The 20585-nt window shown below is 33.7% G+C and carries 15 protein-coding genes; 9 read left to right on the top strand and 6 right to left on the bottom strand.

Features of this window, described 5'->3' with window-relative positions; all coding sequences use genetic code 11:
• Window positions 1-28: 28 nt before the first annotated feature.
• From G4L40_RS05115 to G4L40_RS05090, 6 genes are all read left to right on the top strand, one after another.
• Complete coding sequence (locus G4L40_RS05115) at window positions 29-379, top strand: hypothetical protein (RefSeq protein ID WP_166236079.1); 351 nt, start codon at window positions 29-31, stop codon at window positions 377-379.
• Window positions 380-428: 49 nt separating this feature from the next.
• Entirely contained in the window at window positions 429-1019 is a 591-nt protein-coding gene (locus G4L40_RS05110; protein ID WP_166236078.1) for a hypothetical protein, read from the top strand.
• A 54-nt stretch (window positions 1020-1073) separates the two neighbouring features.
• Entirely contained in the window at window positions 1074-1808 is a 735-nt protein-coding gene (locus G4L40_RS05105) for a hypothetical protein (RefSeq protein WP_166236077.1), read from the top strand.
• A gap of 328 nt (window positions 1809-2136) precedes the next feature.
• On the top strand, window positions 2137-2754 hold the full coding sequence (locus G4L40_RS05100) for a hypothetical protein (protein ID WP_235922597.1): 618 nt from the start codon (window positions 2137-2139) through the stop codon (window positions 2752-2754).
• Between the two features lie 179 nt (window positions 2755-2933).
• Entirely contained in the window at window positions 2934-4340 is a 1407-nt protein-coding gene (locus tag G4L40_RS05095; protein ID WP_166236076.1) for a DUF4932 domain-containing protein, read from the top strand.
• A gap of 84 nt (window positions 4341-4424) precedes the next feature.
• Window positions 4425-5321: a carboxypeptidase-like regulatory domain-containing protein gene (locus tag G4L40_RS05090; RefSeq protein WP_166236075.1), complete on the top strand. Its 897-nt coding sequence runs from the start codon at window positions 4425-4427 to the stop codon at window positions 5319-5321.
• A 7-nt stretch (window positions 5322-5328) separates the two neighbouring features.
• Here the strand turns inward: G4L40_RS05090 and G4L40_RS05085 are convergent, their stop codons facing one another.
• The 5 genes from G4L40_RS05085 to G4L40_RS05065 all read right to left on the bottom strand — a co-directional run bounded on the left by G4L40_RS05085 (window position 5329) and on the right by G4L40_RS05065 (window position 14508).
• Window positions 5329-6192 carry a bestrophin family protein gene (locus G4L40_RS05085; RefSeq protein ID WP_166236074.1) on the bottom strand — a complete coding sequence of 288 codons (864 nt, stop codon included), beginning with the start codon at window positions 6190-6192 and terminating at the stop codon, window positions 5329-5331.
• Between the two features lie 122 nt (window positions 6193-6314).
• Window positions 6315-7619, bottom strand: a complete 1305-nt coding sequence (locus tag G4L40_RS05080; RefSeq protein WP_166236073.1) for a TolC family protein — start codon at window positions 7617-7619, stop codon at window positions 6315-6317.
• Between the two features lie 4 nt (window positions 7620-7623).
• Window positions 7624-10710 carry an efflux RND transporter permease subunit gene (locus G4L40_RS05075; RefSeq protein WP_166236072.1) on the bottom strand — a complete coding sequence of 1029 codons (3087 nt, stop codon included), beginning with the start codon at window positions 10708-10710 and terminating at the stop codon, window positions 7624-7626.
• 38 nt (window positions 10711-10748) lie between these two features.
• Window positions 10749-11807 carry an efflux RND transporter periplasmic adaptor subunit gene (locus G4L40_RS05070; protein ID WP_166236071.1) on the bottom strand — a complete coding sequence of 353 codons (1059 nt, stop codon included), beginning with the start codon at window positions 11805-11807 and terminating at the stop codon, window positions 10749-10751.
• Between the two features lie 163 nt (window positions 11808-11970).
• Window positions 11971-14508: a DUF559 domain-containing protein gene (locus tag G4L40_RS05065; RefSeq protein ID WP_394367763.1), complete on the bottom strand. Its 2538-nt coding sequence runs from the start codon at window positions 14506-14508 to the stop codon at window positions 11971-11973.
• A 274-nt stretch (window positions 14509-14782) separates the two neighbouring features.
• Here G4L40_RS05065 and G4L40_RS05060 point away from each other — a divergent pair, with 274 nt between their 5' ends.
• A complete protein-coding gene (locus G4L40_RS05060; RefSeq protein ID WP_207785329.1) occupies window positions 14783-16846 on the top strand; it encodes a M1 family metallopeptidase in 2064 nt (687 codons plus the stop codon).
• Between the two features lie 31 nt (window positions 16847-16877).
• Here the strand turns inward: G4L40_RS05060 and G4L40_RS05055 are convergent, their stop codons facing one another.
• The gene (locus tag G4L40_RS05055; RefSeq protein ID WP_166236070.1) at window positions 16878-17402 is read right to left on the bottom strand and encodes a DUF7935 family protein; all 525 of its coding nucleotides are present in this window, start codon (window positions 17400-17402) and stop codon (window positions 16878-16880) included.
• 178 nt (window positions 17403-17580) lie between these two features.
• Between G4L40_RS05055 and G4L40_RS05050 the strand changes: the two genes are divergently transcribed.
• Together G4L40_RS05050 and G4L40_RS05045 are read left to right on the top strand one after the other, a co-directional pair.
• Entirely contained in the window at window positions 17581-19908 is a 2328-nt protein-coding gene (locus G4L40_RS05050) for an ATP-dependent helicase (protein ID WP_166236370.1), read from the top strand.
• Window positions 19909-19946: 38 nt separating this feature from the next.
• Window positions 19947-20567: an L-threonylcarbamoyladenylate synthase gene (locus G4L40_RS05045; protein WP_166236069.1), complete on the top strand. Its 621-nt coding sequence runs from the start codon at window positions 19947-19949 to the stop codon at window positions 20565-20567.
• The last annotated feature ends 18 nt before the right edge of the window (window positions 20568-20585 follow it).

The raw sequence follows: 20585 nt of genomic DNA, 5'->3' as shown, positions 1-20585 counted from the left end.
ATTAGTTTATTCATAAATATAGAAGTGAATGGAAATTTTTAAAAGCTTTTTAAAAAGATTATTAATTACTGGATTGCCTCTTTTGGGATTGTATTTTTTTGCACAAATTTCATTTGAATCTAATAGTAGGAGGGAACATCCTACAGATGCTGGATTAGGAATAGCCATATTATTATTTATAATCCTTTTTTTAATGACGGTTGGCCTACTTATAGATTTAGTAGTTAGAATTAAAAGAAAACAATATAAAGTAGCTGCAACAAACATCCCTTTTTTGCTGCTATTTTTGTTTCCAATTTTATATATCAAATGCCAAATGAGTGACTATTGTGAAGATTGTTTTTGTAGTTGGCTAATTGATATTGTGAAACAACTTTAGCTAAAATGGTATTAGTATCTTTTATTACCACCCAAAAACAGTACTTGAAATGAATAAATTTTATATAATTTCACTTTTAATTTTTTCCTTTTTCTCTTGTGAAAATATCGACAAGAAATCAGAAAATGAATCTATCAAAAAGAACGACTTTGGTATAGAAAACATGCCCAATAATGAAACAGAATATGACACAATATTCACAAAAAATAGTAATGATAACCAAAAATTAATTAGTGAAATTGAGAATAAACTTTTAAAATCAAAATTTAGGTTTGAAAAAAATGAAAGTATAAAGCAGAATAGTTATAATAACTGTGAAGAGAATACAATAATCTTAGTTAAAGGGGATGGAATTAGAAACTATTTTGCTAAGAGTTTAGTTCCAGAAAAGAATAGTCCCATGAAAAATGTATATCCTGATTTTATGATTACAGTTTACGAATTTGAAAATGAAAATATAGCTAATAAGAATTTTGAAATAATTTATAATGCATTATTCTCGGCTGGTCACTTTTGTAATGGAAAAGCACCTGAAAAGTTAGTTCAAAATGGTAATGAAATTTTTCATCTGTCAACAAGGGCAGAAATGTTTAGAACTTACATAGAAAAATATGGTGAATTAATTAAAAACTATCGCTAACAATTATTTTGCTTAATGATGCTGAAATGAGTTTAGTATGAAAAAAAATAAAAAATGAGAACCATCAAAACCAACAAAACCCTAAAAAATACCACTTCAAAAGTCTACACCCTCCATCAACTCGATTGGTTGGAGTATGTGGCACTGGGCTTGAGTTTGTGGTTTGTGTTTTATCCGAAGCCTTATGAAATTTTGTTGGTAGCCTTGTTGTTGCTTCCTTTTGTGGGGATGTTTTTAAATGGGTTGCACAAGCCTAGTATAGCGTCGTTAGTAGAAGTAGATTATTCGGCAAAAGAGAAATATGATGTGGCGGATTTTATAGATGTTCCAGCTTGGGCTATTGTATTGCGGGTATTAATGGATTATGAAACCGATTCTTTTATAGCTATTCTTACAGCGGGCACAGTTGCTTTGGTAGGCATTTGTTTGTTTTTGTTAGTGACACATCAGCAAATTTCTGATTCCAATAAAGATAAGAGTTGGATTTATGGTTCGATTGTTTTTAGTTTTTTTGTGTACAGTTACAGTGCAGTGGTTGCAGTGAATTGCACTTTTGACAATTCGGAGCCTAAAGTGTATGAAACGGAAGTAATTGACAAGCATATCAGTAGAAGTAGAAAAGGAGGTCGCTCTTATTATGTAAAAGTAAAGCCTTGGGGACATCATTATGATGCGGAGAATATTCGTGTTTCTTCTTCTGAGTATGACTTGTATCACATTCATGATCAGGTTGTTGTGGATTATAAAGAGGGATTGTTGGGGATTCCTTGGTATTATTTGGAGAAGTGAGGGGGGAGAAGTGAGAAGAGCCAAGTAAAGAGAGCCAAGTAAAAAGAGTCAAGTAAAAAGAGCCAAGTAAAAAGAGCTAAGTAAAAAGAGCTAAGTAAAAAGAGCTAAGTAAAAAGAGCTAAGTAAAAAGAGCTAAGTAAAAAGAGCCAAGTAAAAAGAGCCAAGTAAAAAGTGAAGAGTGAGAAGTGAGAAGTGAAAAGTGAAAAGGGAATAGGGATAAGGGAATAGGGATAAGGGGGATGGCTTTACTGCGTTAAGCGGATGCCTACTTGTAGGAGATTCCTATTCGGCGGAATGACAAAATCAATATAATTTTAATTTATTATTTATGAAAAAAATAGTTTTAATTTTTGTGTTACTATGGAGTTGTGGTATGTATGCACAAAATGATACCATTCCAGGAGAAGCGGAATATCGAAAACATTATGATTGCCGTTATGAAGAGGGCAATATTTTGGTAGTGCAAAAGAAAGGTAAAACGTTGGACTATGCTACAAGTTGGGGTGTAGGTAACGCTGGTTTTGTGATTCGTATGGAAGCTATTTATGATTTGGAGTTTGCCAATGGTAAACGGTACCGCAGTGGTGTAATTAAGAACATTACAACCGATAGTATTTCGATTAGTACGACAATGAATGCAAATTGTGCGGAGTATGAGGGTATTCCCTATAAAATAGATACGTATGCCTTACAGGATATAAAAATTGCTCGATTTGTGAATGACGCTTCTCTAGGTCTTTTTACAAAAAAGAAAATTGATAAAGACTATGAATTGGTAGTACAAAAAGTACCTAAAGCAAAGTTATGCCCAGCGCTATTAACATTTCCCAAAAGAAATAATGAAATAAAAGTGTGCCATTATATTTTGACCAAGCAAGGCTATTCGATACTCTATGAAACCAATGGTTTCTTGGATTACATGGAATATCCAGTAACTTGGAATTAGGGGATGTGACCATTTCAGATGATAGTTTTAGTTTTGTTTAATGCCTACTGCCGTGCAATTCATATTGAGAGTAAGTAGCAATAAATCTATAAGCTAAACGTTTTGTAATAAAAATAGCAGTATAAATACTAGTTGTGTATAGTAGAGAAGCAAGAAGAATTTAAGAATAAACTAATGAAATGAAAATAATAAAGTTAATAATAGTACTTATATCTGTAAATTTTGCTTCGGGACAGTACGTTAAAGAAAATATTTCTAAAGTTTACTATTCCGATTCTGAAACAATAAAATACCAATACTCCAATTATCCAGACCTATTTGAACTTCATTTAAGTAAAAATGACACAATAAGTCCAGGGACTAATACTTCTAAAGGAATTATAATGACTGCCTTTATAGGAAAAGATACTCTTTCAATAAAAGGAGATAATTATCCTTTTGCGCGAAAAAGTTATGTAACAGTTAAAACCCCAGACGGAACAGCCGTTGTTGCTTTTAGGTTTAATGCTTCTTCATCAAATTTTTCACAAGAATATATAGATGAGAACCATGGGAAGATTTTCTTTGATTTACCAGAAGTCTATGAACTTGCTAATATAATTTGGGTATTATCTCCAAGTGGAAAAAATGCTACTAATCTTCAAAAAGACACAAAATATTACAAAGAAGTTCAACGTTTTTTTGAGCCTTATTTAAACCATCCTATTTTTAAAAAACTAATTTTTGAATCTGAAAATGATTATACCCAAAAGTATTTTGAATTTAGAGAAAATAGTTTTATGTATGAATTTAGTGGTGATACTATCGTAAAAGGAGAAAATTATAATTATGTTTTTGGAGCTGATTGGCAAGGGTTTTCAAATCTATTTACCGAATTATTGCCTTTAGTTCAAGATTTTTCAGATAAATCTAATTTCAGAACATTTTATAAAAAACATAAAAAATACTATGCAGATGATTTAAAAAGAGTATCCGAATTATTGCCTTTAAAAAATATGCAGCATTGGCTTGAGAAGGAATTTCCAATTAAACATAATGCCTACAAAGTTATTTTTTCACCATTAATTGGTGGTTCACATAGTACACAAAAATATTTTGGTAGAGATAATAACAATAATTCATGGTATAGTGAGAGTGTAATGTTTGTTTGTGATGCAAATCGTTATGATTCAAATAAAAATCTAACCGAAACACAAAAAGAAGGATTATATTCAGGAATTGTATTTACTGAAATAGATCATAATTATGTTAATCCAATTAGTGATAAATATAAAAAAGATATTGCTAATGTTTTCAAATCAAATATTTGGTCTGATGAAAAAAATGGCTTTTATAATAATCCACAATCCATTTTTAATGAATATATGACGCATTCCGTTTTTTGCATTTGGATCATAGAAAATTACGATAGGGAGACAGCTGAATATGTCATTAAAGAAAGAGTAAAAATGAATGTAGAAAAAAGAGGATTCATCAAATTTAAAGAATTCAATGATGAAATGATTAAACTTAAAAAAGATAACCCTGAAAGAACTGTAGCAGAACTATATCCTCAGATTATAGAATGGGCAAAACAACAAAATTGAGACCATTCTGACCACTATTCACAATGCTTTCCCATTCTTTTAATGGTTTTATGCTAAAAAAGACGACATAACTTTGTACATGATATGATGAAAAAATTACTACTTTATATACTACTTCTGAAAGCGAGTATTGGTTTAGGACAAATAAAATTAAAAGTTGTTGATTCAAATACAATGCTCGGAATACCTTTTGCAAATATATGGGTAGAGAACACCCAAACTGGAACTACTGCTAATGAAAATGGGGAGTTTATAATAGACAATTCAATTGGACAAACAATTATAATATCTTCGGTTGGTTATGAAAGTAAAAAAATACAGATGTCTGATATTCAAACAATAATTGAACTAATTCCAGAAGTCGTTGAACTTAAAGAAGTAATTATTGCTTCAAAAAAAGGGAAAACTAAAAATACAATTGGAAAATTTAAGGATTCTGAAATAGGTTTTTATTATGCAGCTAATAATAATCCTGAAATTAAAGCTCGATTTTTTCCTTTTGATTCTTTAGCTTTAAAAACGCCTTTTTTAGATAAAATTAAATTACGAATCTATAGCGAAATAAAAAAAGCAAAATTTAATATCCGTTTATATTCGATTGATGCCGCAGGTAAACCCAGTCATAATTTAAATGAACAAAATATAATTGGTATTGCAAAAAAAGGAGAGAATAACATTGAAATAGATTTGTCTAATTTAAATATAATTTTCCCTGAAGAGGGACTTTTTGTGAGCTTTGAATGGTTGATTATTGATGAAAATGAATACAAAATTTCTTTTCCAATACCCAATTCAACGGAAAGAAAAGAAATGAGTTTATACGAGCCTAAAGTAGGTCTTCTACCGGCTAAAAATAATATGAATAGTTGGACTTATAAAAATGGAGTATGGCAAAAAGAAAAAATCTTCGGCGGAAATACTCCAGTACCTTACTTAAATAATTATGGCATTTTAGCTGTTGAGTTAACACTAACTGATTAAATACTTCTTACAAAATCTCCTCCACGTGTTTTTTAATATTGGTAGCAATTTTTGTCATGGGTAAGTCGTTGGCGTCGTTTCCGAATGGGTCTTCGATTTCTTCTGCGATGAGTTCTAAACTGGCAAGGACATAGAAAATAAAGACAACTACAGGAATAACATAATAGCCTAAATTGAATACAAATCCGAAAGGAAGTGTCATGACAAAAAAGAAGATGAACTTCTTGATAAATGAACTGTAAGAGTAGGGAATAGGCGTGTTTTTAATACGTTCGCAAGCACCACAAATATCGGTAAACGATTGCAATTCGGCATTGATGATGTAGAATTGCTCACCCGTTATTTTTTCAGATTGGTACAAGTCATTAGCTTTGTGAAAAAGCATTTTAGCCACTTGATTAGGGCGGTGTTTGTGCTGATCGATTTCTAAATCAAGTCCCTCAAATAGCATTTTGCTTACTTCTTCGTTTAATAAATGTTTGGAAAGTACTGAAGCATAAGCAGGAATCACTTTTCGAAAGTAGGTTCTGTCGTGTTCGTCTTTTAAATAAGCGGCTAATTTAATGGCTAAGTTACGGCTGTTATTCACTAAGGCACCCCATTGTTTTCTACCTTCCCACCAACGGTCATAGGCAGTATTGGTGCGGTATGCCAATAACAACGAAAGCACAAACCCTACAGTGGTGTGCATCATGGGTAGGTTTTTTACATGGCTTTTTTCGGAAAGGTTCCAATATTCTAATTCCAAATAAGCAATGCCTAATGCATATAAACCAATAAAAATCATCATCGGAATCAACTGACGAAAGGTGTCTGATTCGTGAAAACGAAAGATAAATGTAATCCAGTCTTTTGGGTTGTATTGTACCATTTATTGTTAATTGTTTAAATGTTGAATTGTTTAGTTGTTGAATTGTTTAGTTGTTGAATTGTTGATTTTGTTTATTCAATTTTACAATTCAACAACTAAACATTTTACCAAAGCTAATTATATTAATTTAATTTTAAAGTGCCTGCTAATTCTTTTAGGTTGATTTCGGATAGTTTGGTTACATATTGTGCATTGGAATAGCGCACGGAGGCTTCTACAAAATTTTGTTGTGCGGTTCTGAATTCAATGGTGGTTATGGTGCCAATTTTGAATTTAGCAAGGGTAATGTCTAGGTTTTGCTTGGCAATTTCTAGGTTTTTTTCTTCTACTTGTACAAGCGCTAAATTGGTTTGATAACTGGCGTATAGTGTGGCCAATTGGGTTTCTAAATCGAGTTTTTGTTGTTCTAAAAGGAAACCAGCGTTTTCCACTTGGTATTGGGCTGCTTTTTCGTTTTTGTGTTGTAAAAAGCCATTAAAAATGGGCACAGAAGCGGTAATACCATATACAAAACCTTGCCCTGACGATTGGGTTATAAAACCTAAAGAAGCTTCCGAACGGGTGAAATTATAGCCAGAGGTTAAACGCACTGTTGGGTAGCGGTTGCCTTTGACTTGCTTGAGGTTTAAATCAGCTACTTTTTTGGAAAGTATTTGTGCTTGTAATTGTGGGTTTTGCTTTTGGGCTGTTGCTTTTATATCTTCAAACACTATATTTTGTTCTAAAGTAATTTCTTTGGCTACCTTAAAATCAGTCAACACATCACGAATGAGTAATGCATTTAATTTGATTTTTGTAGTACGAAATAGTTCTTTTTGTTTTAACAACAAACTTTTATCACTATTCAAGTCAACTTGTGCATTTAATACTTCTAATTTGGATGCTTTACCAATTGTAAAACGATTTTGTGCCGTAGTTAAGCGTTGGTTAGAAATTACGATAGCGGTATCAATTGAAGCAATAACTTGCTGTTGTTGTACTAGGTCAAAATACGTTAGGTACACATCGCTGATTTTGGTCAGCATAGCGGCTTGTAGTTCGGCTTTCCCTTGTTGTTCTAATAGGTCTAGTTGTTCTTTTTTGGCAAACATGCGCATCCCATCAAAGATAGTCCAGTCTAATCCTACGCCATATGTTAAACTCATATTTTTAGCACCGTCTAATTCTCTTACTGTGCCATCACCTTGGGTTTGTTTGGTGTTTAATTGGCTGTTATTGTTGGTTAAATTAGCAGTTAAAATAGGCAACATACCCGCATTGGCAAGGCTATTGTTTGTGGCATCTATCTTAGCATTGTTTTGTGCAATTTTGATGTCATAGTTGTTTTCTAAAGCTATTTTTACAGCATTTTCAAGGGTAAGCAAATCCTGTGCTTGCGATGAAAATCCGATGATGAAAAGGAATACTATTTTATATAAATGTTGCATAATATTATTTCTCTAAAGCGTCTAAATTATCAAACTCTGGTCTATGTTTTTTAGCTTTTGACCACATCAAATAAAAGGCTGGGATGACAAATAAAGTTAAAATTAAGGAAAACATCGTTCCTCCCACAATTACAACTCCCATTCCCATTCTACTAGCAGATGCTGCTCCAAGGGATAATGCAATTGGTAAAGCACCTAACGCTATGGCTAAACTGGTCATTAATATAGGACGCAAACGTGCTTCTGAAGCTTCCAATATAGCATCGTATTTTGATTTTCCTTGTTCACGGAGTTGATTGGCAAATTCCACAATAAGAATACCATTTTTGGTTACCAATCCAATCAGCATCACAGTTCCAATCTGACTAAAGATATTCCATGTTTGCCCAAATAACCACAAAGAGAATAAAGCTCCAGCTACTGCCATAGGCACAGTTAAGATGATGATGAACGGGTCGATGAAACTTTCAAATTGTGCCGCTAGAATCAAATAAATTAACAATAATGCCAATCCGAAAGCGAAAGAAGTATTGGAACTACTTTCCATAAAGTCTCTAGATTCGCCACCTAAATCGGTTGTAAAGCTATCGTCTAATACTTTTTCTTTGATTTCGTCCATAGCATTGATACCATCAATCATACTTTTTCCGGGTGCTAAACCTGCAGAAACGGTTGCCGACATATATCTATTGTTGTGGAATAACTGCGGCGGGTTGCTTTGTTCTTCGACTTCGACGACATTGTCTAATTGAATGAGTTCGCCTGCTTTGTTTTTTACAAACATAGACGTTAAATCCAAAGGAGCATCACGGTCTTTTTCGTCAAACTGACCTATGACTTGGTATTGCTTTCCGTTTTGCATGAAATAGCCAAAGCGTTGTCCACTTAACGATAATTGTAATGTTTGTGCCACATCTAAGACAGAAACACCGATACTTTCAGCTTTTTCACGATTAATGGTTACGTTAATTTCAGGCTTGTTGAATTTTAAATTCACATCCACATTTGAGAAGGTTTCGTTTTTGCTTGCTTCTTCCATGAATTGCGGAATCTTTTCTCTAAGTTTTTCAAAGTTGGGTGCTTGAATGATGTACTGAATTGGTAATCCACCGCGTCTGTTTACAGAAATAGTAGGTTGTTCTGAGACATTAACTTTTGCTTGTGGGTATTTCTTCGTCCATTTGGTTAAGTCGTCTACAATTTCTTTTTGCGATCTTTCTCTTTCACTTGGGTCAACTAAAGCCAAACGAACCCTTCCTGAGTTTACTGAAGAAGATAAAAACCCTGGCGAGGTAATTACTAAGGCTACTTTTTTCTCTGGAATAGAATCGTTGATGAGTTTGGATAAATCATCCATGAACTTGTCGGTATATTCATAAGTAGCACCTTCGGGAGTAGTAACGCTAACAATACCTAAACTACGGTCGTCATAAGGAGCCGTTTCTTTGGGTAAAATAGCAAAGAACAATACAATCAATCCAATACATACGGCGATAATTGGAAAACTCAACCATTTTTTTTGTAAAAAGCTGGTCAATGCATTAGCATAACCTTTATTTAAATTGACAAAGAAAGGTTCGGTAAACGTATAGAATTTAGTTTTCTTTTGTTCGCCACCTTTCATCAAGTAAGCATTCAGCATAGGGGTTAAGGTTAACGACACAAAAGCTGATATTAGAACGGCTGCACCTATCACCACTCCAAATTCTCGGAATAGCCTTCCTACAAACCCTTCCAAGAATATAATAGGTAAGAACACTGCGGCCAGTGTAATAGATATCGAAATTACGGCAAAGAAAATTTCATTTGAACCTTTGATAGCTGCTTCAATTGGCGACATGCCTTCTTCTACTTTTTTGAAGATGTTTTCGGTGACTACAATTCCGTCATCTACTACTAATCCAGTAGCTAAAACGATAGCCAAAAGTGTTAGCACATTAATTGAAAAGCCACATAAATACATGATGAAAAAGGTAGCAATCAAAGAAACAGGTATGTCAATTAAAGGTCGGAATGCAATAGACCAATCTCTAAAAAATAAAAAAATAATGAGTATTACTAAAATTATGGAAATAACTAATGTTTCGGCTACCTCAACCACTGATTTTTTGATGAACAATGTGTTGTCTAAAGCAATATCTAGTTTGATGTCGCTTGGCAAATCTTTTTTAAGTTTATCAATTTCTTTATAAAACTGGTCGGCAATTTCTAAATAGTTGGTTCCTGGTTGTGGTATTACTGCTACAGCAACCATAGGATTTCCAGATTCAGTGAATTTGGTTTCTAAGTTTTCTGCAGCCAATACAGCATAACCGATATCGCTCAATCGTACCGTTTTTTCTGCATTAGCAACAATGATGATGTCGTTGAATTCTTTTTCAGTAGACAAATTCCCTAAGGTTTTCACCATTAATTCGGTATTTGAACCGGTTAGTTTTCCAGAAGGTAATTCAACATTTTGTTGGTCTAAAGCTTTTCGAACATCGGCCACAGTGATTCCGTAGGCATTTAATTTGATAGGGTCCATCCAAATACGCATGGCATATCGTTTTTGCCCCCATATTTGAACACTACTAACTCCAGGAATGGTTTGTATTCTTTCTGAAATAACATTTTCAGCATAATCACTTAGCTCTAGTGCATTTTTAGAATTACTTTGCACAGTCATCGAAATGATAGCATCTGAATCTGCATCGGCTTTGGCTACTACGGGTGGCGCATCAATATCTTGTGGTAAACTTCTTACTGCTTGCGATACTTTGTCGCGTACATCATTAGCGGCTTCTTCTAAGTTTTTTTCAAGTTTAAATTCGATGGTAATGTTGCTCGAACCTTGGTTGCTAGAGGAAGTAATATTTCGAATTCCATCGATAGAGTTAATTGCTTTTTCAAGCGGTTCAGTGATTTGTGATTCGATAATTTCAGCATTGGCACCCGTGTAGTTGGTTCTTACATTAATTTGAGCAGGATCGATTGAAGGAAATTCACGAACGCCCAAATAACTGTAGCCTAAAATACCAAAGAGAATAATCAATAAGTTGATTACTATAGTAAATACGGGTCTTTTTATGCTTAAAGTGGATAAACTCATTTTAAATTTAGAAGTTTGAAATTAGAATTTAGAATAGCTTATTTTACTTTTACTTTGATATCAGCTTCGTCTTTTAGCGACATCACTCCAGAAGTCAATAAAGTGTCACCTGATTTGATGCCTTGTGTAACGATTACATCTTTATCCGTTCTAGCGATGGTTTCAATCTTAATTTCTTTGGCTTTGCCGTTATTCGCAATATATACTACTTTACCGTCTTGTACAGGAACTACAGCTTCTGAAGGAATGCTAATTGCCCCTTTGATATTTTTAAGTGGAAGTTCAATGTTAGCAAAGGTTCCCGCTAATAGTTTTCCATTTGGATTATCTGCAATCGCTCTGATTTTTAACGTACGTGTGGTAGTTTCAATTTCAGGTTCTATGGCATAAATTTTTGCTGTAAATTTTTGTGGGTTATTCGGTATTGTAAATTGAATAGGCGAGTTGTTTTCCACTTCAGAAGCATATTTTTCAGGAATTGAAAAGCTAATTTTCAGTTGATTGGCACTGACTAATTTAGTGATTAAAGTGGTAGGTGTTACGTAAGTTCCTGGAGAAATATTGCGTAATCCAATTTTACCTGAAAAAGGTGCTTTGATGGCTGTTTTAGCTATCTGCGCTTGAATTAATTGTGTTTGTGCCTTTAGACTTCTATATTCGGCACTAGCGATGTCATATTCTTCTTGAGAGATGGCTTCCTTTTGTAGTAATAGTTTTGCTCTTCTTTCGTTTTCAGCGGCTAAATTTTGTTTGGTAACCGCTTGCGATAGTTGGGCGCGTAATTCAATATCGTTTACTTTTACTAAAACCTGACCTTTACTTACATTTGTCCCTTCAGTGAAATAGATTTTTTCTACTATACCCGAAACTTCACTTCTAATTTCGACATTTTCATTGGCTTCTATTGCACCTGATAACGAAATAGCATTGGCAAAATCTTTTTCGGCTACAATAATAGCATCAACCATTACAGGTGGTTTTTTGTCCCCTTTTTTATCATTTTTTGCTGCTTCGGCTTTGTTTGATATAATTCTATATCCGATTAAACCCAGTAGGGAAAGAGTAATTACTGTTAGGGTAAGGGTTTTTATTTTCATTTTGAATACGCTAAACTTTGATTTGTACAAAGCTAGGTTTTACTATTCAAAAATGCGAAAAACTTACGATTTATTTAACAATGTTGTAGATACAAATGTTGAAAGAAGTTAAAATGTTAAGTTGTTTAAAAGTTTAAGAAGAAATAGTTTTGAAAAATTTCAGCTAACTAATGTAGTTCCAAATTGTTTTTTTCTTGCTCAATTCTATAAATGCTTCTCTTAATTTGGCATGCTCTGGTTTTTCCATAGGAGCATCGTCTTTCAGTAATTTGATAGCATGATGACGCGCCAATTGTAGAATTTCTTTGTCTTTTACCAAATCAGCAATTTGAAGATTTAAAACACCGCTTTGTTGTTTGCCCATGATATCTCCAGGACCGCGCAATTTTAAATCAACTTCAGAAATTTCGAAACCATCATTCGTACGAACCATCGTTTCCATTCGGATTTTGCTATCGTTACTAAGCTTATGACTTGTCATTAAGATGCAATAACTTTGTTCAGCACCACGACCTACACGTCCACGTAATTGATGTAATTGGGATAAACCAAAACGTTCCGCACTTTCAATTACCATTACGGAAGCATTGGGTACATTCACACCAACTTCAATTACCGTAGTTGCGACCATAATGTTGGTTTTTCCTTCCGCAAAACGACGCATTTCTTCGTCTTTATCAGCAGGTTTCATTTTCCCGTGAACAATGGAAATAGAATATTGAGGTAAAGGAAAATCTCTTGAAATACTTTCATAACCATCCATTAAATCCTTGTAATCCATTTTTTCCGATTCTTGAATTAACGGATACACAATATATACTTGGCGACCTTTTGCTATTTCATCTTTCAGGAATTTCCAAACCTTCAATCGGTTCGAATCATAGCGATGTACGGTTTGAATGGGTTTTCTACCAGGAGGTAATTCATCAATCACTGAAATATCCAAATCACCATACAAACTCATGGCTAAAGTTCGAGGAATAGGAGTCGCAGTCATGACTAAGACATGAGGAGGAATAGTAGCCCCACCAACCTCCCCAGAAGGGAGGCTTTCCAAGATTGCGGATATTTTATTTAATGTGTTTTCCGTATTATTAATGACTTCTTCATTGGTGAAACGAATAACTTTAAAACCAATTTCATTTAGTATTTGAGTACGTAATTCGTCGGCTTCTCTTTGTTCTAAAGTATTGTGATAACCACCGTCAACTTCAATTATTAGATTTTTTTCTAAACAAACAAAGTCAGCAATGAAAATATCTATAACATGCTGTCTTCTAAATTTATACTTTAGATTTTTATTTCTTAAATATTCCCAAAGAACATTTTCTGCTTGGGTGCTATTTTTTTTATTTTCAGTTTTTAGTTCCTTTAAAAGCGCATAGGTTGAAGGACGTGCTGTTTGGTATTTTTGTATTACACGTTCCGTTTCCCCTCTTCTGGAGGGGTTAGGGGAGGCTTTTTCCCACAGTTTTGAACGTTGTTCCACACCAAATCTGTGTTGCTCATCTATAATCGCTAAACCTAAACTTTGAAATTGGACTTTGTCTTCTAACAAGGCATGCGTTCCAATTAAAATATCTAAAGTGCCGTTTTCAAGCTCTTCGTGGATAATTTTTCTATCTGAAGTTTTAGTTGAACCAGTTAGTATTTTTATATTAATATTCAGTTCTTTAGATAATTCTGAAATTCCGTTAAAATGTTGGTTGGCTAGAATTTCGGTTGGAGCCATTAAGCAACTTTGAAAACCATTATCTTTTGCCAAAAGCATACACATTAAAGCTACAATAGTTTTTCCAGAACCTACGTCACCTTGAAGTAAACGATTCATTTGGGCGTTGCTTCCTAAGTCGTTTCGGATTTCTTTTAATACTCTTTTTTGAGCATTCGTTAAATCGAAAGGCAAATGATTTTTGTAAAAATTATTGAAGTTTTCTCCCACTTTTTCAAACGGCATTCCTTTGATTTTGTGTTTACGAATAAGATTCTTCGTAATCAATTGCAATTGAATGAAAAACAACTCCTCAAACTTCAATCGAAATTGCGCTTTAGCTAATAAATCTTGACTTTTTGGAAAGTGAATGTTGAATAAAGCAGCATTTTTAGGAATCAATTTTAATTCATCTAAAAGATAATTCGGTAAATGTTCAGAGAACAAAGCTTGGGTTTCCACAAACAATTGTTGCATCATTTTATTGATGACTTTGTTCGAAATGCCTTTATTAGCTAATTTTTCCGTACTTGGATAAACCGGTTGCATGGCGGAACGAAGACTGGCTTTGTGTTCTTCCAATAATTCCATTTCGGGATGCGCCATGTTGTAAGTGGCACCAAATTGGGTAACTTTTCCAAAAATGACATACGGAACATTGATTTTTAAACTTTCACGAATCCATTTTTGACCTTGAAACCATACGAGTTCCATTTGGCCGGTATCATCTACAAATGTCGCTACTAATCTCGATTTCCCTTTACCTTGTTCAACGGTTTTAATATTGATGATTTTTCCAACAATTTGAACTTCGGAATTGCTATTTTGTAGTTCGTTTATTTTGTAATAACGTGTTCTATCAATGTATCTATTTGGAAATAAATTCAGTAAATCGGCATATTTATGAATGCCCAACTCCTTGCGCAATAAATCGCCACGCTGCGGACCAACGCCTTTGAGATATTCTATGGGAGTTTCGAGTAGATTCATTTTCAGTGTTCAGTTTTCAGTCTCAGTTTTCAGAGTTAACATAGAAAATCAGTGTGAATCCGTTACATCAGTGTCATCTGCGTTCTAAAACCAAAAGCGAAGATAGTTTATAATTTGTTAATTTAGAAATCGCCATAGAAAAACTAGTTTGTTGTAAACAAACACCATTAAAAAAAAAGGCGATAACATATGACAAAAAAAACAATAATTAGCGCCATATGAAATTAGAGAAATTGAAAATGTTTATATTCGTACCTTATTAAAATCCATTAAGATGTTTCGTATTCTTTTTTCTTTATTACTAGTAAGTTTTTCATTTGCCCAACAAACGGATAAAGTTGATTTTATCAAATGTGATGCTTTGGTTGCTCCGAATCATGCTGAAAAATCAATTTCTGGAACGATTACGTATGAATTTAAAGTAAAAAAAGCAATTGATACCATTAAAATTGATGCTATCAATATGGAATTTTCTGGTGTTATGATTAATGGAAAATCTGTGAAATTCAAAAAATCAGGAAAGACATTAAATTTATTTGAAGGATTTAAAAAAGGAAAGAATAAACTAACTTTCAACTATTCAGCAAAGCCGAAACAAACACTTTATTTTACAGGTTATGATGAAAATTTACAAATTTGGACCCAAGGACAAGGGCGTTATACCAGTAATTGGTTGCCGAGTTTTGATGATGTGAATGAGAAAATTGTTTTTAATCTCAATATTTCATATGATCCTAATTTAACTGCTATTTCGAATGGTATTCATGAGTCAAACGGACTTTATGCACCGCTTTCCAATTCAAATTCTATTAGGAATTTCAGAATGCAAAAACCAATGTCATCTTATTTAGCAATGTTGGCCATTGGAAATTTCGCAAAGCAAACTACAACAACTAAATCAGGAACGCCGTTAGAATTTTATATAGATAAAAGCGATGTTTCAAAATTTGAATCTACGTATCGCTATTCCATACAAATGTTTGATTATTTGGAGCAAGAAATAGGCGTGAAGTATCCTTGGGGCATTTACCGCCAAGTTCCCGTTCGAGATTTTTTGTATGCGGGAATGGAGAATACGACTTCTACGATTTTCGCACAAGATTTTGTGGTAGATTCCATTGGTTTTAACGACAGAAATTATATAAATGTTAACGCACATGAATTAGCCCATCAATGGTTTGGCGATTTAATTACGGCGCAATCAGGAAAACACCATTGGTTGCAGGAAGGTTTTGCTACGTATTATGCCTTATTGGCAGAACGTCATTTGTTTGGCGATGATTATTTTTACGAAGAATTGTATGATTATGCCGAACAATTGAAACATGCTTCCAAAACCGATACGATTCCCGTGATGAATGAAAAGGCGAGTTCGTTGTCGTTTTACAAAAAAGGGGCTTGGGCATTACATGTGATGCGAGAAGATATTGGTGCGAAGAACTTTCAAAAAGCGGTTAAAAAGTATTTAAAAAAATACCAATATAAAAACGTGAACACGGATGATTTCTTGAAAATTGTAAAAGAAGTTTCAGGCTATGATGTAGAAAATTTCAAGAAAGTTTGGCTTGAAAAATCTGGATTTGAAATGGAAATCGCTCAAAAATATTTATCAAAAAACAAATTCATTCAAGACTATTTTGCTTTAAGGAAAAGTAAAAAATCGTTATCCGAGTTGACAGAAATTTTAAAATCGAATGCATATTATCCTATCAAGCAATATATAGTTTATCAAACGCGAAATATTCCTTTTGAAGAGCGAAAAGTTATTTTAGAAACCGCTTTAGCAACAAATGATATTTTAGTACGAAGAGCCGTTGCGGAATCAACACCAGTTATTCCAGAAGTTTTTAAATCGCAATATGAAACGTTGTTGGAAGATAGTTCGTATCAAACCAAAGAAATTGCGTTGGTTAATTTGTGTACAAATTTTCCTGAAGATAGAGAAAAATATTTATTTCAAACTAGATATTTAAAAGGAAATAACGATAAAAGTTTACGAATTACGTGGCTAAAGTTAGCTTATGAAACGCCAGCGCTTGAAACTCAAAGGTTAGATTTTTATTTAGAATTGTTACATTACGCATCGTCTCAATATGAAAGTTCTGTTAGGCAAAATGCATTGGAATTACTTCTTTCAATAGATTTCATGAATGAAAAAGTAATTACACAATTGTTTTTAGCAACAAACCATCACAAGTGGCAGTTTACACTTTTTGCAAGAACAAAAATCCGTGAATTACTTAAAAACACTGAATATAGAGCTAAAGTGGAACAATTGGCATCGACATCAGATGAAAACATGAAAGCTTTGTATTTAAAGTTTTTGAATGAGAAATAAAAAAATCCCGAGCTACAACTCGGGATTTTTATTAAAATACTCTTTTCAATTCTTCTTTCAAATAACTAATTGCAATAGTACTTGGTGCTTCGGTTTCTGTTAGTTCTAACATAATGGCTTCTCTTAGTTTGTCAGCATCGGCAACATCTTCTCGAAGTGCATTTTTACGAATTAATTGTACCGTACTGTTTTTTGCTTTTAATACGATATCCCAAGTTTCAGCCGTTAAATAAATTTGTTGGGTTAAATTATGCTCAAATTCTGTTTGAATGTGGTGTGATAATATTGTTGCATAATCATCTTTACTTTTGCTAGTAGGTGCCACACGAAGCAATAATTGTGTTGGATTAATGCGCTCTAAAAATAGCACCATACGTTCATAGGCTTGCAAACGAATCGGTAAGGCTTGTTTTTGATTTTCTCTTAGTAATTCAAATTTGCGTTTGCTTTCTTCGCTGTTGTAAAATTTTTGCATCATTACAAAAGCTACACCGCCTGTAATTAAAGCAGGTAGGGTGTAAGCAGCAATTTCTAATAATTTATCTTCGATTGTCATTTTTAATAGTTTTAAATATGTCGCAAATTAAGATTAAAATTATTAAAATTCAAAAATCAAATTTCAAATTTCTAAACACCATCACTCAACTCCCAACTTCAAAATAAAAACTTGTAAAAACACTTACCAAAGTGTATTTTTGTAAATTAGTTAAAAGTTATCGAATCCTATGAATGAAATGCAACGCTATATCAGCCAATTAAACGAAGCACAGCAAGCACCTGTTTTGCAGAAAGACGGTCCCATGATTGTAATTGCGGGCGCCGGTTCTGGTAAAACACGTGTGTTAACTGTTCGTATTGCTAACTTGATGAGTCAAGGTGTAGATGCATTTAATATTTTGGCCTTAACTTTTACCAACAAAGCTGCACGTGAAATGAAAAAGCGTATTGCAGATATCGTAGGAAACAATGAAGCTAAAAACCTTTGGATGGGAACTTTTCACTCGGTTTTTGCAAAGATATTGCGAAGTGAGGCTGATAAATTAGGATATCCTTCAAATTTCACGATTTATGATACACAAGATTCTGTACGTTTGATAGGTGCTATTATCAAAGAGATGCAGTTGGACAAAGATATTTATAAACCAAAGCAAATTTTAGGGAGAATTTCATCGTATAAAAACTCATTAATTACGGTAAAAGCCTATTTCAATAATCCCGAATTGCAAGAAGCCGATGCCATGAGCAAAAAGCCTCGCATGGGTGAAATTTATCAGCAATATGTAGAGCGTTGTTTTAAATCGGGTGCGATGGATTTTGATGATTTGTTATTGAAAACCAATGAATTATTGAATCTTTATCCAGATGTATTAGCGAAATATCAAGACAGATTTCGATACATTTTAGTAGATGAGTACCAAGATACGAATCACTCGCAGTATTTGATTGTTCGTGCGTTGTCGGATAGATTTCAAAATATTTGTGTGGTGGGTGATGATGCGCAGAGTATTTATGCCTTCCGAGGTGCGAATATCAACAACATTTTAAATTTCCAGAAAGATTACGAAAACGTGCAATTGTATCGTTTGGAGCAAAATTATCGCTCTTCTAAAAATATTGTAGAAGCGGCGAATAACGTAATCGATAAGAATAAAACCAAGTTAGATAAAATCGTTTGGACATCCAATGATGATGGACCAAAGATTAAAGTACACCGTAGTTTAACGGATAGTGAAGAAGGGCGTTTTGTAGCCGCTACAATCTTTGAACAAAAGATGCAAAACCAAATGCTAAACGGACAGTTTGCTATTTTATATCGAACGAATGCGCAATCTCGTGCTATGGAAGATGCGTTGCGTAAACGCGATATTCCGTACCGAATTTATGGTGGTTTGTCATTCTATCAACGTAAAGAAATCAAAGATGTTTTAGCCTATTTGCGTTTGGTGATTAATCCAAAAGATGAAGAAGCTTTAGTGCGTGTGATTAATTATCCAGCACGAGGAATTGGTGACACAACAGTTGAAAAATTAACAGTTGCAGCCAATCATTACAAGCGTTCTATTTTTGAAGTAATGGAACATATCGATAAGATTGATTTGAAACTAAATACGGGAACGAAAACTAAAATCCATGATTTTGTTACGATGATTAAGAGTTTTCAAGTTATCAATGAAAATCAGGATGCGTTTTTCTTAACCGATCATGTTACGAAGAAAACCGGATTAGTTCAAGAACTTAAAAAAGATGGCACTCCAGAAGGAATTGCGAAGATTGAAAATATAGAAGAATTACTAAACGGTATCAAAGATTTCACCGAAGGACAAAAAGAAATTGACGGAGCAAGAGGAGCGTTAGCTGAATTCCTAGAAGACGTTGCTTTAGCCACCGATTTAGACAAAGATACAGGTGATGATGATAGAGTAGCACTAATGACGATTCACTTGGCCAAAGGATTAGAATTTCCGCATGTGTTTATTGTAGGATTAGAAGAAGATTTATTTCCAAGTGCGATGAGTTTGAACACCCGAAGCGAATTAGAAGAAGAACGTCGTTTGTTCTACGTCGCTTTAACTCGTGCTGAACATCAAGCGTATTTAACCTATGCACAATCGCGTTATCGTTGGGGAAAATTAGTAGATAGCGAACCTTCACGTTTTATTGAAGAAATCAACGACCAATATTTAGAATATTTGAATCCTGTGGATTCGGGTTATCGTTACAAACCGGTTATGGATATTGATGTTTTTGGCGATATTGATAAATCGAAACTACGCTTAGCAAAACCAACCGCAGGAACACCTCCAAAATATTTAACACAAGATCAACCGAGTCCAATCGCCAACATCAGGAGATTAAAGCCGGTATCTAATACTAGTGGTGGTTCTAATGCAGTGGATGCGAATTTAAATGTTGGTAATATTATTATGCACGAACGTTTTGGAAAAGGTCAAATCGTAAATATTGAAGGAATAGGAGCCGATAAAAAAGCAGAAATTCGTTTTGATGTTGGCGGATTAAAGAAGCTGTTGTTACGATTTGCAAAATTAGAGGTAATAGGTTAACGCTTTAAGCATAAAGCTTAAGGCATAAAGCAAAAAATATGTCAGAATTCATAAAAATATACGAAGACAAGCCCAGTGAAGCTGCTATAAAGAAAGTAGTTGAAGTATTGAAAGATGGTGGATTAGTTATTTATCCTACCGATACCGTTTATGGTTTAGGTTGTGATATTACCAATTCTCGTGCGCTTGAAAAATTGGCTAAAATCAAAGGAGTTAAGTTGGAAAAAGCGAATTTTTCTTTCGTTTGCTCGAGTTTGAGTAATCTTTCGGATTATGTGAAGCAAATTGATACTTCGACATTTAAAATCTTAAAACGCGCTTTGCCTGGACCTTATACGTTCATTTTACCAGGAAATAACGATTTACCAAAAGAATTCAGAAAGAAAAAAACAGTAGGGATTCGTGTTCCTGCGAATAATATAGTTTTGCAAATTGTAGAGCTACTCGGTAATCCTATCGTTTCTACCTCAATACATGATGAAGATGATGTAATTGAGTATTCTACAGATCCAGAGTTAATCTTTGAAAAATGGCATAATAAAGTTGATTTGATTATTGATGGTGGTTATGGAGATAATATAGCTTCAACGATTATAGATTTAACGGGTTATGAGCCCGAAGTTATTCGTGAAGGAAAAGGAAGTTTGGATATTATATAAAAAAAGCGTCTCAATTGA

This window comes from Flavobacterium celericrescens, assembly GCF_011392075.1.
Taxonomy (GTDB): domain Bacteria; phylum Bacteroidota; class Bacteroidia; order Flavobacteriales; family Flavobacteriaceae; genus Flavobacterium; species Flavobacterium celericrescens.
The sequence above is the reverse complement of the archived record's forward strand: the minus strand, read 5'-3'. Positions and strand labels throughout refer to the sequence as shown.